This window comes from Stenotrophomonas sp. STEN023, assembly GCF_056760135.1.
Window position 1 is genome coordinate 1 of the sequence record NZ_JBRREF010000110.1, and the last position, 13817, is coordinate 13817.

The window sequence follows — 13817 nt, forward strand, 5'->3', positions numbered from 1 at the left end:
CCCCCCGGCCGTGGCGGGGTTCCCACACCGCCCGGCCGCCCCTTCTTGTTTAACCCGCACCGGGGGCGGGCCGGCCCCCCCCCCCACAAAACCCACAGCTGGTTTTTCGATGGAGCCCCAGCCGAGCATGGCTCGGCTCTACCTGTATTCGGCTATCCACACAGGCTGTGTCCTGCTGCATACACAAGCTGTGGATAACGACGCACAGCCCTTGTGCCACGGCCCTCTGCAAATCATGGTGATATTTTGTCCACGAGCTGTGGGCAAGCAGGTGTAGTGGCCCGCCCAAACCCCCGCGGGGGGGGGCGCGGGAGGCGCCGGCCAAAATGGGGGGGGGGGGGGGCGCCCCCCCCCCCCCCCGCCCAAAAAAACCCCCCGGGTGTTTTTGCTTGGCCCCCCCCCCGGGGCTGGCCTCGGCTCTACCTGTATTCCGCTATCCACACAGACTGTGTCCTGCTGCATACACAAGTTGTGGATAAGGCTTCGCAGCCCTTGTGCCAAGGGCCTCTGCAAAACATGGTGATATTTTGTCCATCACTTGTGGACAGCTGGAGGTGAGCCTGCAGGGTGTTGTGCGTACCATGGTCGGGATACCCACACGGCCGTACCCCATGACCACGTTCCCCGAAGACATCTATACCGAACCCAGCGCCGATACCAATACGCTGGCCAACCTCGGGCCACTGGCAGCGCTGGCCGGTATCTGGATCGGCGAGCGCGGCATGGACGTCAATCCCAAGGCCGATGGCCCCGAGCGGCAGGCCTTTATCGAACACGTCGAACTGCAGCCGATCGATGCGCAGCCCAATGGCCCGCAGTTGTTCTACGGGCTGCGTTATCACACACGCATCCACAAGCCCGGTGAAGTGGAGACCTTCCACGATCAGGTTGGTTATTGGTTGTGGGAGCCGGCGACCGGCACGGTGATCCAGACGCTGACCATTCCACGCGGGCAGACCGCGATGGCGGTCGGCAAGGCGGCGCCGGATGCGAAGCGCTTCCGCCTGCGTGCCGAGCGCGGCTCGATGACCAATGGCATCAGCTCGAACCCGTTTCTCGAACACGCGTTCCGTACCGAAAGCTACGAGATAGAGGTCACCATCAATGACGACGGTAGCTGGTCCTACGAGCAGGAAACGATGCTGGTTATCCCGGACCGCAGCGAGCCGTTCGCGCATACCGACCGCAACACGCTGCGCCGGATCGGCGAGCCAACACCCAACCCGACCGCACAGGCAGCGTAGTGCCGAGCCATGCTCGGCAGAGGCTCTACCGATAGGGTAGGCGCACTTGTGGGAGCGGCGTAAGCCGCGAAGCTTGCACCAATGAATCGAGCAGGCATGCAGGCCAACTCAATGGACCATATGCTTCGCGGCTGACGCCGCTCCTACAAAGCTGCGTTAGGTTTGCCGGCTGCGCTATCCACACAGACTGTGTCCTGTTGCGCATACAAGCTGTGGATAAGGCCGCGCAGCCCTTGCGCTGCGGCCATCTGCAAAACATGGTGATATTTTGTCCACGACCTGTGGATGATTCGAACGTAGTGCCGAGCCATGCTCGGCAGGGGCTCTGCCGATACAGCGGGGGCACTTGTGGGAGCGGCGTCAGCCGCGAAGCTGACAGCAATGAATCGGTGGTCATGTCTGCCAGTCGGATGGATCATCGGTTTCGCGGCTGACGCCGCTCCCACAAAATCACATCGAGTTTGCGGGTAAAGCCCCAGCCGAACATTGCCCGGCGCTACCTGCATCCGGCTATCCACACAGGCTGTGCCCTGTGATGCCTACAAGTTGTGGATAAGCCTCTGCAGGCCTTGTGCTGCAACGATTCTGGAGCGCTGGCTATTTTTTGACCAAGCTCCGCCCAGCCCGGTCAGGCAGCCGCCAAGGTGGCGACGTTACAATGGCCCACCTTTTCCAGACTGGAGCTGTCCATGTCCCGCCAGATCATCAACACCGCCAACGCCCCGGCCGCCATCGGCCCGTACTCGCAGGCCGTGCGCGCCGGCAACACCGTGTACTTCTCCGGCCAGATTCCGTTGGACCCGGCGACCGGTGAAATCGTCGCTGGCGACGTCACCGCGCAGGCCCGTCGCGCCTTCGACAACCTCAAGGCCGTGGCCGAGGAAGCCGGTGGTTCGCTGGACAAGATGGTGCGCCTTGGCCTGTACCTGACCGACCTGGGTGAGTTCGCCAAGGTCAATGCGGTGATGCAGGAGTACTTCCAGGCCCCGTTCCCGGCCCGTTCGACCATCGAAGTGTCGGGCCTGCCGAAGGGCGCCGCGTTTGAAGTCGACGCGATCATGATCATCGACTGATCGGCAACGCGGATTCGGTGGTGTAGCAGATGCCCGGGAAACCGGGCATCTGCGTTTCAGGTTGACGGTAAGCGGGTTCCGCTCGGGGTCTGTCCGGTCCAGCGTTTGAAGGCGCGGCGGAATTCGCGCGCATCATTGAAGCCCAGCTGGTTGCCGATTGCAGCAACGGCGAGTTCCGGGTCCTGCAGCAGTTCCAGTGCGCGCTCGGTGCGCACGCGGTCGTGGACTTCGCTGAAGCTGGTTTCCTCGTCGGCCAATTGCCGGCGCAGGGTGCGTTCGCTCAGGTGCAGGGCCAGCGCGATTTCGCTCATCTGCGGGTTGTCACGCAGCCGTGGCCGCAGCTGACGCTCGACCGCGGCGGTGGTTTCACCGCGCGAGGCCAGCGTTGCCAGTTGCGCGTGGCACATCGACAAAGCCTGCTGCGAGGTCACCGGGTTGTAGCTGGCAAACGGCAGCTGCATCCAGCGCTGTTCCAGTAGCAGAGCGTGACGTGGCTGGTTGAAGCGCAGCTCGCAACGGAACAATGCCTGGTACTGGTCGATGCAGGCCGGTGCCGGGTAGCCCAGTTCCAGCCGCAGCGGGCTGAACTCATTGCCTGCCAGTTCGCGGCCGAGCATCACGATGCTGGAGAACATCTCCTCGCAGAGGAACTGCAGCAGGTCGTTGGCTTCATCCGGCGCGCTAGCGACGATGGCCAGGCTGTCGCTGCCGCCGTCTTCCAGGGCCAGGCTCATCAGTGGGCCGAGGTTGCGCTGGTAATCCAGACCTATCCGTACCGCGTCGCCAAACGTGCGCGCGGTCTTCATCGCCAGGCCGAGCAGGCCGAAGTTGCCACCGTTCTGGTTGCCGCCCATGGCCAGGCCGACCCCGTCAATGGAAAAGGTGGGCAGGGCGCGGCGTATCACCTCGATTGCCTGCCGGTAGGAAATGCGGGCGCTGGGATCGTTGAGCTGCGCGGCGCTCAGTTGCAGCCCGTTGAACCAGTTGTCGCTGCTGACGCCGCGTTGCTCGGCCAGCAGCAACAGGCCACAGAGCATGTTGGTTGGAACGTTGGCGATGCTCAGGCGGTCGCCGCCGCCGATCCTGCGTTGCATTCAAGCCCCTCCAGCTTGTCCGCTTTGCCCCCCCAAGTATGCCGTTCTTGCCCTTCGCGTGAACACTGCCTGAAGGTGAGACTGCAGGCCAACATCTGCCGGCGTATGGAGTCGGAATCATGCAGCGCAGCATTATCTGGGCAGTTTCCACCGGTTTGGCCATGCTGACGGCCGGCTGCCAGAAGCAGGGCGAGCAGGCTCCCGCAGTGGCGGCCGCCGATGCCGCCTTCGCGACCTCGCTGCAGGAGCGGTTGCTGGACGCCAAACCCGGCGACGTGATCGAGATCCCTGCCGGTCGCCACCAGTTCGAGCGCAGCCTGAGCCTGCGCGCCGACGGCGTGACCATCCGCGGTGCGGGCATGGACCAGACCGTGCTCAGCTTCAAGGGGCAGAAGGCCGGTGCCGAGGGCCTGCTGGTCAATGGCGACAACTTCACCATCGAGAACCTCACCATCGAGGACTCCAAGGGCGACGGGCTGAAGATCAGCGAGTCGGAGAACATCACCATCCGTGGCGTAAAGGTGCAGTGGAGCGGTGGCCCCAGCACCAAGAACGGTGCCTATGGCATCTACCCGGTGCTGACCAAAAACGTGCTGATCGAGAACACCATATCCATCGGTGCCTCCGATGCCGGCATCTATGTCGGCCAGTCCGACGGGGTGATCGTGCGCAACAGCCGCGCCGAGCAGAACGTGGCCGGCATCGAAGTCGAGAACACCCGCAACGCCGACGTGTACGACAACGTCGCCACCGGCAATACCGGCGGCATCCTGGTGTTCAACATGCCGGGCCTGTCGCAGCAGGGCGGCAATATCCGCGTGTTCAACAACAAGGTCATTGCCAACAACCACGAGAACTTCGGCGCCAAGGGCACGCCGGTGGCCAGTGTGCCGGCCGGCTCGGGCATCGTCATCAACTCCAACGATGACATCGAGGTGTTCGACAACGAGGTGCGTGACAACGCTACGGCCAACATCATCGTCTCCAGCGTGTATTCCACCGGCTACAAGGACAGCAGCGCTTCGGCCAATTTCGATCCGTATCCGGAGCGCATCCATATCCACAACAACACCTTGTCCGGCGGCGGTGATTCGCCCGACGGGTTGGATCTGAAGGCCTTGAAAGTGGCGATGTATGGCCTGACCGGCAATTTCCCGGACGTGCTGTGGGATGGCTACTTCAACAAGGAGCGGATGGTCGGCGGGGTCAAGACCGGGCCGCAGATCTGCCTGCGCAACGTCAGCGGCGTGATCAACGCCGATGGTCCTGGCGGTTACAAGAGCCCGAGCAAGGATGCCAAGCCATTTGAATGCGATCTGCCGCGCTTGCCGGCCATCGATCTGAAACGCGGTTGAGGCCAAGGCATGCGCAAGCTGATGGTGCGGGGAATGGTAGTTGTGGCTGCCTTGCTGGTACTGGCTGGCTGCGGCAAACCGGCCGCGGTGCATTTCTTCGAGCAGGGCCAGCCAGCAAGCCTGGATGAGTGGCATGTGCTGCGCGTTCGTGACGGCAAGCTGTCGCTCAACGACGGGGTTGTGCCTTATGACTTGAACACACCGCTTTTCAGTGATTACGCGCATAAGCTGCGCACGGTGTGGATGCCGAAGGGACAGGCGGCCGGCTACCAGCCGGAGCATGCCTTCGATTTTCCGGTCGGCACGATCCTCAGCAAGACTTTTTACTACCCGCTGCCTGCTCAAGGGGCTGGTGATGGCAGGTCGGTGGCGCGCACACCGCCGTCGCAGTCCTCATTGCAGGCAGAAAGCCTGGATCTTTCCAAGGTTCGTCTGATCGAAACCCGTCTGCTGGTCCATCGCAAGGAAGGCTGGGTAGCCCTGCCTTACGTCTGGAATCACGAGCAGACCGAGGCGACCCTGCAGCGCACCGGCGCCAGTGTTGACCTGGAACTGGTGGCTGCTGATGGCTCGCGCGAAGCGTTTGCCTACCAGGTGCCGGACCAGAACCAGTGCGGCGGCTGCCATATCACCGACAACCGCTCGCGCAAGCTGTTGCCGATCGGCCCCAAGGCACGCAACCTCAATCGCGATTTCGAGTACCTCAGCGGGCGCGACAACCAGCTCGCGCACTTGGTCAAACTCGGCTATCTGAAAAACCTGCCAGCACCTGCGCAGCTGCCGCGCGCGGCCGATGCCACTGATCCTGCAGCGCCGCTGGAGGCGCGTGCACGCGCCTATCTGGACGTGAATTGTGGCCATTGCCATAGCCGCACCGGCCCGGCCATCACCTCCGGCCTGTGGCTGGACGCACCCACCCGGGATCACCTGAAGCTGGGCATGTGCAAGCAGCCGATCGCCGCCGGCAAGGGCACCGGCAACCGCCGCTATGACATCCAGCCGGGTGATGCGGACGCCTCGATCATCGCCTACCGCATGGACAGCCATGACCCGGCGGTGATGATGCCCGAGGTCGGCCGCGCGGTTGTACACAGCGAAGGCGTGACCTTGATCCGGGATTGGATCAACGCACTGCAAACAAACTGCGACACGGCTGGCGAAGGCCAGCCTGGCAATACAGGCCCGCCGGCGGTCTGACGCCGGCATACACCTCACTGCGTGGGAGAGAACGCGATGCGAGTGAAGCAACGGAATCTGGTAGTCGGACTGCAGCGGGCCATGGCCGGGCTGATGGTGGTGGGGGCGGTAGCCCCGGCAATGGCACAGTCGGCGACGGAGGATGCTGCCACCACGCTTGATCGCATCACCGTCACCGCGCAGAGCCGGCAACAGGAAATACAGGACGTGCCGATTGCCTTGCAGGTGGTTGACCAGAACCTGCTCAACGACGTCGCGGCCGAGAACCTCGGCGACATTGATGCCTTCGTGCCAGGCCTGGTGATCGATGCGGTGCAGCCAACCCAGCCTTCTTTCAAGCTGCGCGGCGTGGAGACCGATGACTTCGGCATCGGTACCGATCCGGCGGTAGGCATCTTCGTCGATGGCGTCTACGGCGGACGCGGCGGTGGTGTGTTGCTGCCGTTCGTCGACGTGGAGCGCATCGAGGTGCTGAAGGGGCCGCAGGGCACCTTGTTCGGCCGCAATACCGCCGCCGGCGCGATCTCGCTGATAACCCGCCGGCCGCAGGCCGAGACCGAGGCGCGCGCCACGGTGCGGGTGGGCAACTATGGCAAGAAGTACGCCGATGCGATGTGGAACATCCCGACCGGTGACAACTCGGCGCTGCGCTTCAATGCGCTGATCAATACCAGTGACGGTTGGTTCCAGGATGGCGCCACCGGCAAGGATCTGGGCGGCGAGAATGTATGGGCCACGCGCGCTGCCTGGCAGACGCGTTTCGGCGACAACACCACTGCCTATGTGAGCTGGGACCACGAGAGCCTGGACCAGAACGGCCGCGTCACCACCGGCATCGTCGCGCTGCCCGCCTATCCGGCGCGGCCGCCGGTGCCGGTGGACCCGGATGACTATCTGGACCCGCGCAAGATCAAGACCTACAGCGATGCCGACAATGCCGAATGGCGCACCTTTGACGGCGTCAGCCTGATCGTCGACCACGCGCTGTCGTGGGGAAATTTCACCTCCACCAGCTCCTGGCGCAAGTACGACTCCACCAACCACACCGAGGAAGACGGCACCAACCGCTTCGACCTGTACGTGGATTCGAAGAACACCGAGAGCAACGAGACCTTCTACCAGGAGTTCAAGTTCTCCGGCAGCAACGAACGCTTCGACTGGGTTGCCGGTGCCAGCTACTTCGACGAGGACGCAAAACAGACCAGCGAGGTCAATACCAATACCGAGGCGGTGGACAACATCGTGCGTAACATGGGCATCGCGCCAACGCCGGATGGCAGCCTGTTTGGCTTCACCTCGCTGCTGGCGCAGATGAATGGCATTCCGATTTCGCTGGTCGGTGAAAAGTGGAACGAACGCTTCAACAATACCCTGGGCACGACGTCCTATGCGGTGTTCGGCGATGTCATCTGGAAGGCTACCGACCGCCTCAACCTGACCTTCGGCCTGCGTTACACCCGCGACGAGAAGGACTTCACCTGGCTCAATACGCCGCGCAATGCGCCGGGGCTGGAAGCCAAGCTCGGCGCGCTGGAAGCGCTCGGCTTCTTCCAGGCATTGGCCGGCATGGGCATTCCGATCACCCGCGATCTGCTGACCTTCGACATGGCCTTCATTGATCCGCCAGCGATGGTCAACAAGGGCAAGCTGGTCCGCGACAAGAAGAACTGGAGTGACTGGAGTCCGCGCTTCGTCGTCGATTACCACCTCAATGACGACACCATGGTGTTCGGCTCGCTGGCCAAGGGCTACAAGGCCGGCGGTTTCAATGCACTGCAGATTGGTCCGGCATTCGAGAACGAGGACGTGTGGAACCTGGAGATCGGTATCAAGCAGAGCTTCGATCGTTTCTCCTACAACCTGTCCGCCTTCCACTACCAGTACGACAACCGCCAGGCGATCCGCCTGATCGACCCGGACCCGAACAACCCGGTCGACATCCCGGTCTATGTGTTCGACACCAGCGACCTTGAAGCCACCGGCGTGGACTTTGACATGCGCTGGAAAGCCACCGACGGGCTGACCCTGGACGCCGCCGCCGAGTGGATCGATTCCAAGTACAAGGACTACGTCACGCCGGAAGGCGTGAATCTGGACGGCGCGGCAACCGGCGAACCACGCTTCACAGCTTCGGCTGGCGCGGTGTATCTGGCTGACCTCGGTGGCAACGGCCAGCTGCGCTTCTCGCTGCGCCAGTCCTATCGGGGAGCGGTGCGCTGCAACGCAGGCTCCGCTCTGCAAGGCGACTGCGGTATCAGCAAGGTGCTCGACATCGGCGAGGCACAGCAGCGCACCGACGTGCGCATCGGCTGGACCTCGCCCTTGCAGCACTGGACCTGGGCGGTGTACGCCAACAACGTGTTCGACAAGCAGTACGTGCGCGGCCTCAACACCTACGGACGCGATCCGCTCGGCGTAGTCGGCGCAACCATCACCGACCCCCGCACCTACGGCCTGGAGATGACCGTGAAGTTCTAGCAGAGTCGCCTGCGCAAAGGGCTCCCCTCTCCCGCTTGCGGGAGAGGGGTTGGGGGTGAGGGCCCGCGCGCCACGTACAGCCACCGTAACAAGGCGCCAATCGACAACACCGCAGCAAATCAGCACTTGGGGAGTAGGAAACCCCGGCGTCCAACCACGCCGGGGTTTCTGTTTGCGGCGCATGACGGCATCCTTATGCAATGTCTGCACGCCGTGACCTCGCCACCCTCGATCTGTCCACCGAACCACTGAGCCGCCTGGCCGGGGTCGGGCCACGGGTGGCGGCCAAGCTGGAAGCGCGCGGTCTGACTACTTTGCAGGACCTGTGGCTGCACCTGCCGTTGCGCTACGAGGACCGCACCACGCTGCTGCCGATCCGCGCGCTCAAGGCCGGTATGGCCGCGCAGGTGGAGGGCAGGGTGGAAGCGGTGGAGCGTGGTTTCCGCTACCGGCCGGTGCTGCGGGTGGCGATCAGCGACGATTCCGGCGCCACCCTGGTGCTGCGCTTCTTCCACTTCCGCGCCGCGCAGGTCTCGCAGTTCGCGGTAGGCCGGCGCCTGCGCGCCTATGGCACGCCACGCGCTGGGCAGAATGGGCTGGAGATCGTGCATCCCAGTTATCACGTACTCGGCGATGGCGAAGACGCCGCGCTTGGTGCGGCATTGGACCCGGTGTATCCGGCGGTGGAGGGGATCGGCCCGGCCAGCCTGCGCAAGTTGATCGGACAGGCGCTGGACCGCCTGCCTGATGCCGCGTCGTTGGAGTTGCTGCCGCCGGCCTTGCTTGCCGGTATGGGCCTGCCTTCCTTGCGCGAAGCCTTGCTGACCATGCACCGGCCGCCGGCCGACGCCGACATCGGTGCTCTTGGTGCGGGTACGCACCCGGCGCAGCGGCGGTTGGCGATGGAAGAGCTGCTTGCCCATCACCTCAGCCTGCGTCGCCAGCGCATCGCCCTGCAGCAGCATCGCGCGCCATCGCTGCGCGGTCGCGATGGTCTGGTCAAGGTGCTGCGTGAATCCTTGCCATTCAAACTCACCGGCGCGCAGCAGCGCGTGTTCGACGAGATCCGCAAGGACCTTGCCCGCGCGCATCCGATGCTGCGGCTGGTACAGGGCGACGTCGGCTCCGGCAAGACCGTGGTTGCCGCACTGGCGGCGATGCTGGCGGTGGAACGCGGCAAACAGGTCGCGCTGGCCGCACCCACCGAGCTGCTGGCCGAGCAGCACCTGACCAATCTGCGCAGCTGGCTGCAACCGCTGGATGTGCGCGTGGCCTGGCTGGCCGGCAAGGTCACCGGCAAGGCCCGCGCCAAGGTGCTGGAAGATGTGGCCAGCGGCCATGCTCAGGTGGTGGTCGGCACCCATGCGCTGATGCAGGACAGCGTGGTGTTCAACGATCTGGCGCTGGCTATCGTCGACGAGCAGCACCGCTTCGGCGTGCACCAGCGGCTTGCGTTGCGCGACAAGGGCGCAACGGCCGGGGTGGTGCCGCATCAGCTGGTGATGACCGCCACGCCGATCCCGCGCACGCTGGCGATGGCCGCATATTCGGATCTGGATGTCTCGGCCATCGACGAACTGCCGCCCGGCCGTACGCCGGTGCAGACCATCGCCATCAGCGCCGAGCGGCGCCCGCAACTGGTCGAGCGCATCCGCATTGCCTGCCAGCAGGGGCGGCAGGTGTACTGGGTTTGTACGCTGATCGAGGAAAGCGAGGAAGACGCCGGCCCCGGCAATGCACGCATGGATGCGCAGGCCGCGCAGACCACCTTCGAGACGCTGTCGGCGCAGCTGCCTGAGTTGCGCATCGGTCTGGTCCACGGGCGCATGAAGGCAGCGGAGAAGCAGGCGGCGATGCGTGCCTTCAAGCAGGCTGAAACCGACCTGCTGGTCGCAACCACCGTCATCGAGGTTGGTGTTGATGTGCCCAACGCTTCGTTGATGATCATCGAGAATGCGGAGCGGCTTGGTTTGGCGCAGCTGCATCAGCTACGCGGCCGGGTGGGTCGCGGTGCAACCGCGTCCAGTTGCGTGTTGATGTACCAGGCGCCGCTGTCGGCGATGGCGCGTGAGCGGCTGGAGACCATGCGGCTTACCTCCGATGGTTTCCTGATCGCTGAAAAGGACCTGGAGCTGCGCGGTCCCGGCGAGTTGCTGGGTACCCGGCAGACCGGTCTGGCTGCCTTCCGCGTGGCCGATCTGGCCCGTGATGCAGGCCTGTTGCCGACTGTGCACGAGCTGGCCGAACGCCTGCTCAGCGACGCGCCGGAACTGGCTGACCGCATCGTCAACCGCTGGATTGGTGATGCGGTGCGCTACGCATCGGCCTGATTGCGTGCTTCCACTGTCATGGATGAGGTGACAGACTCCATGACCAACCAGAAGTGAAGCAGAAGATGAGCAAGAAGATACCGTTGCTGATTGATACTGATCCGGGCGTGGATGACGCACTCGCACTGCTGATGGCCTTTGCCGATGAGCGCCACGACGTGGTCGCATTGACGGTGGCGGCTGGCAATGTCGGCCTAGAATACACCGTGCGCAATGCGCTGAAGCTGTGCGAAGTGGCCGGCCGTGAAGACGTGCCCGTGTTCGCCGGTACCGCTGATCCGCTGGTGTACCCGGCCGAAGACGCCGCGCATGTGCATGGCCGCGACGGCTTCGGCGACGTGGATCTGCCGCTGGCTGCGCGCAAGGTGGAAGCCGAGCACGCCGCATTGGCGATCCTGCGCCTGTCGCACCAATATGCTGGCGAACTGCTGCTGGTCGCGCTTGGTCCGCTGACCAATATCGCGCTCGCGCTGAAGCTTGATCCGAGCCTGCCGCAGCGCGTGAAGCGCTTCGTGGTGATGGGCGGCGCGATCACCGGGCACGGCAACATCACCCCGGCCGCCGAGTTCAACATCGCCTTTGATCCGGAATCGGCACATATCGTCTTCACCTCGTTCCCGTTCATCGAAGTCGCCGATTGGGAAGCCACCATCGCCCACGGTCTGCTGCACCGTGACGTCGAACAGTGGCTGGCCGCGGACACCGACAAGGCGCGTTTCTACGAGCTGATCTCACGCCAGACCCGGCTGTGGTCGGAAGACAGTCGTGGCGAGCGCTGGTATGCCGCCGATGCGCTGGCGATGGCCTGGGCGCTGCAGCCGGAGGGCGGCAAGGTGGTTGAACAGCGGCCGCTGTCGATCGAGCTGACCGGCACCCGCAGCCGTGGCGCCACCATCGTCGACTGGAACCGCCAGACCGGCGTGGCCGACAATACGGCACTGCTGATCGGCTACGACCAGGCCCGCTTTGAGGCCCAGGTGCGCGGGGCGCTGCTGGGCCAGTAATGGCCCCGGGGGAGTGGGGTAGTTGGCACGACTTGCCTGTCGCGGCAAGTCGTGCTTATAATGGCCGTCTTGACCACCAGCCCACACGGTGCGAGCCCATGAAGGCCGATATCCATCCTGATTACCACAACGTCGTTTTCCACGACGTGACCTCTGATTTCAAGTTCCTGACCCGTTCGACCATGTCCTCCAAGGAAACGGTCAAGTGGGAAGACGGCGAAGAGTATCCGCTCGTCAAGGTTGAAATTTCCTCGGCTTCGCACCCGTTCTACACGGGCAAGCACAAGGTTATCGATACCAGCGGCCGCATCGACAAGTTCCAGAAGCGCTACGCGCGCTAATCGAACTGTTGTTGCTGCACTGACAACGGCCGCGCCCTGCGCGGCCGTTGTTTTGTCTTGCGTGTCGTACGGCTGAACCATTGCGGAATCGGGCGGTTGTGCCTGTGCGACGCTGTGTCGCGCGGAAACTCCGGCTATAAGACTTTTGTCTTCGCAATCTGCAAATGCTGCTGTGCGATAATCGTCGGAACCGCAGTGGAAAACTGCGGAATTCCTTCACGCGCCTGCCCGCACCCCTATACGTCAGGACAGGCGCCTTCCACTTGAGGAGCGCACACTGTGTCCGATCTTGATCAGGTCACGCTCAACGCCGGCGAGAAGTCGGTCGTTCTGCCTGTCGTCAAACCCGTACTGGGCAATAACTGTGTCGATATCTCGAAGCTGACCAAGGAAACCGGTCTCTTCACCTACGACTCGGGCTACACCGCCACCGCCAGCTGCAAGTCGGCCATCACCTACATCGATGGCGATAACGGCGTGCTGTTGTATCGCGGCTATCCGATCGAGCAGCTGGCTGCCAAGTCCAGCTTCGTCGAAGTGGCCTACCTGCTGATCAATGGCGATCGTCCGAGCGCCGACCAGCTGAAGGCTTTCGAAGCCGAACTGACCGCTGAAGCCGGCGTTGATGAATCCATCAACACCCTGATCGGCAGCTTCGCCAAGGACGCGCATCCGATGGCGATCCTGACTGCCTCGATCGCGCAGCTGTCGGCCAAGTACCACGCTTCGCTGGATCTGGACGACGCCGAACAGCGCCGCCAGGCAGCAGTACGTCTGATCGCCAAGGTTCCGACCTTGTCGGCACTGATCTACCGTCACGGCGCTGGCCTGCCGGCCAACAAGCCGGACACCTCGCTGGACTACGTCAGCCGCTTCCTGAAGCAGACCTTCGAGTCGGCTGATGGCAGCTACGATCTGAACAAGGACGTGGTCAAGGCACTGGATCTGCTGTTCATCCTGCATGCCGATCACGAGCAGAACGCCTCGACCTCGACCGTGCGTCTGGTCGGTTCCACCGGCGCCAACCCGTATGCATCGGTCGCCGCTGGCGTCACCGCGCTGTGGGGTCCGGCACACGGCGGCGCCAACGAAGCCGTGCTGAAGATGCTGGAAGAGATCGGTTCGGCCGACAACGTCGAGTCCGCCGTGGTCAAGGCCAAGGACAAGACCTCGGGTTTCCGCCTGATGGGCTTCGGTCACCGCGTGTACAAGAACTTCGACCCGCGCGCCAAGGTCATCGGTGAGATGACCAAGCAGGTGCTGGGTCAGCTCGGTGTGCAGGATCCGTTGCTGGACGTTGCCATCAAGCTGGAACAGGCTGCGCTGCAGGACGAATACTTCGTTGCCCGCAAGCTGTACCCGAACGTCGACTTCTACAGCGGCATCATCTACAAGGCGCTGAACATTCCGACCGAGATGTTCACCGTCATGTTCGCGTTGGGCCGTACCGCTGGTTGGGTGTCGCATTGGCTGGAGCAGCAGGTTGACCCGGAAATGAAGATCGGCCGTCCGCGCCAGGTCTACACCGGCCACGACGTGCGCGACTACAAGTAATGGCGACGGCGCAGCAATGCGCCGCTTCCATCACGACAAGAACCCCGCTCCGGCGGGGTTTTTGTTTGTGTGCCGTTCCCGCAAGGGCAGAGATGCCCGGTAGTGCCGAGCCATGCTCGGCAAGGGCTTCACCGGTAACGCTTCTGC

The 13817-nt window shown here is 63.5% G+C and carries 10 protein-coding genes; 9 read left to right on the forward strand and 1 reads right to left on the reverse strand.

From position 1 onward, the window contains the following. Nucleotides 1–611 precede the first annotated feature (611 nt). Nucleotides 612–1244 (forward strand): FABP family protein, encoded by a 633-nt coding sequence (locus tag ACVOLV_RS20330; protein ID WP_481555938.1) that lies wholly within the window; start codon nucleotides 612–614, stop codon nucleotides 1242–1244. Between the two features lie 689 nt (nucleotides 1245–1933). Continuing rightward, nucleotides 1934–2317: a RidA family protein gene (locus ACVOLV_RS20335; protein WP_057629049.1), complete on the forward strand. Its 384-nt coding sequence runs from the start codon at nucleotides 1934–1936 to the stop codon at nucleotides 2315–2317. 56 nt (nucleotides 2318–2373) lie between these two features. Here the strand turns inward: ACVOLV_RS20335 and ACVOLV_RS20340 are convergent, their stop codons facing one another. After that, nucleotides 2374–3411, reverse strand: a complete 1038-nt coding sequence (locus tag ACVOLV_RS20340; protein WP_481555939.1) for an AraC family transcriptional regulator — start codon at nucleotides 3409–3411, stop codon at nucleotides 2374–2376. A 119-nt stretch (nucleotides 3412–3530) separates the two neighbouring features. Between ACVOLV_RS20340 and ACVOLV_RS20345 the strand changes: the two genes are divergently transcribed. The 7 genes from ACVOLV_RS20345 (at nucleotide 3531) to ACVOLV_RS20375 (ending at nucleotide 13670) form a co-directional block, all read left to right on the forward strand. Then, nucleotides 3531–4766: a parallel beta-helix domain-containing protein gene (locus ACVOLV_RS20345; protein WP_481555940.1), complete on the forward strand. Its 1236-nt coding sequence runs from the start codon at nucleotides 3531–3533 to the stop codon at nucleotides 4764–4766. Between the two features lie 9 nt (nucleotides 4767–4775). Further along, entirely contained in the window at nucleotides 4776–5963 is a 1188-nt protein-coding gene (locus ACVOLV_RS20350) for an SO2930 family diheme c-type cytochrome (RefSeq protein WP_481555941.1), read from the forward strand. Nucleotides 5964–5999: 36 nt separating this feature from the next. Beyond that, entirely contained in the window at nucleotides 6000–8441 is a 2442-nt protein-coding gene (locus ACVOLV_RS20355) for a TonB-dependent receptor (RefSeq protein ID WP_481555942.1), read from the forward strand. A 200-nt stretch (nucleotides 8442–8641) separates the two neighbouring features. Beyond that, entirely contained in the window at nucleotides 8642–10771 is a 2130-nt protein-coding gene (gene recG / locus ACVOLV_RS20360) for an ATP-dependent DNA helicase RecG (protein WP_481555943.1), read from the forward strand. Nucleotides 10772–10836: 65 nt separating this feature from the next. After that, a complete protein-coding gene (locus ACVOLV_RS20365) occupies nucleotides 10837–11775 on the forward strand; it encodes a nucleoside hydrolase (RefSeq protein WP_481555944.1) in 939 nt (312 codons plus the stop codon). Nucleotides 11776–11873: 98 nt separating this feature from the next. After that, a complete protein-coding gene (locus ACVOLV_RS20370; protein WP_054657059.1) occupies nucleotides 11874–12116 on the forward strand; it encodes a type B 50S ribosomal protein L31 in 243 nt (80 codons plus the stop codon). Nucleotides 12117–12395: 279 nt separating this feature from the next. Continuing rightward, nucleotides 12396–13670, forward strand: coding sequence for a citrate synthase (locus ACVOLV_RS20375; RefSeq protein WP_481555945.1), 1275 nt, complete (start codon nucleotides 12396–12398; stop codon nucleotides 13668–13670). The last annotated feature ends 147 nt before the right edge of the window (nucleotides 13671–13817 follow it).

Bases quoted from the DNA above. Each gene is read 5' to 3' on its own strand.
- ACVOLV_RS20350 (WP_481555941.1), top strand. From the start codon at position 4,776: ATGCGCAAGCTGATGGTGCGGGGAATGGTAGTTGTGGCTGCCTTGCTG.
- ACVOLV_RS20340 (WP_481555939.1), bottom strand. From the start codon at position 3,411: ATGCAACGCAGGATCGGCGGCGGCGACCGCCTGAGCATCGCCAACGTT.
- ACVOLV_RS20365 (WP_481555944.1), top strand. From the start codon at position 10,837: ATGAGCAAGAAGATACCGTTGCTGATTGATACTGATCCGGGCGTGGAT.
- ACVOLV_RS20335 (WP_057629049.1), top strand. From the start codon at position 1,934: ATGTCCCGCCAGATCATCAACACCGCCAACGCCCCGGCCGCCATCGGC.
- ACVOLV_RS20330 (WP_481555938.1), top strand. From the start codon at position 612: ATGACCACGTTCCCCGAAGACATCTATACCGAACCCAGCGCCGATACC.
- ACVOLV_RS20370 (WP_054657059.1), top strand. From the start codon at position 11,874: ATGAAGGCCGATATCCATCCTGATTACCACAACGTCGTTTTCCACGAC.
- recG (WP_481555943.1), top strand. From the start codon at position 8,642: ATGTCTGCACGCCGTGACCTCGCCACCCTCGATCTGTCCACCGAACCA.
- ACVOLV_RS20355 (WP_481555942.1), top strand. From the start codon at position 6,000: ATGCGAGTGAAGCAACGGAATCTGGTAGTCGGACTGCAGCGGGCCATG.
- ACVOLV_RS20345 (WP_481555940.1), top strand. From the start codon at position 3,531: ATGCAGCGCAGCATTATCTGGGCAGTTTCCACCGGTTTGGCCATGCTG.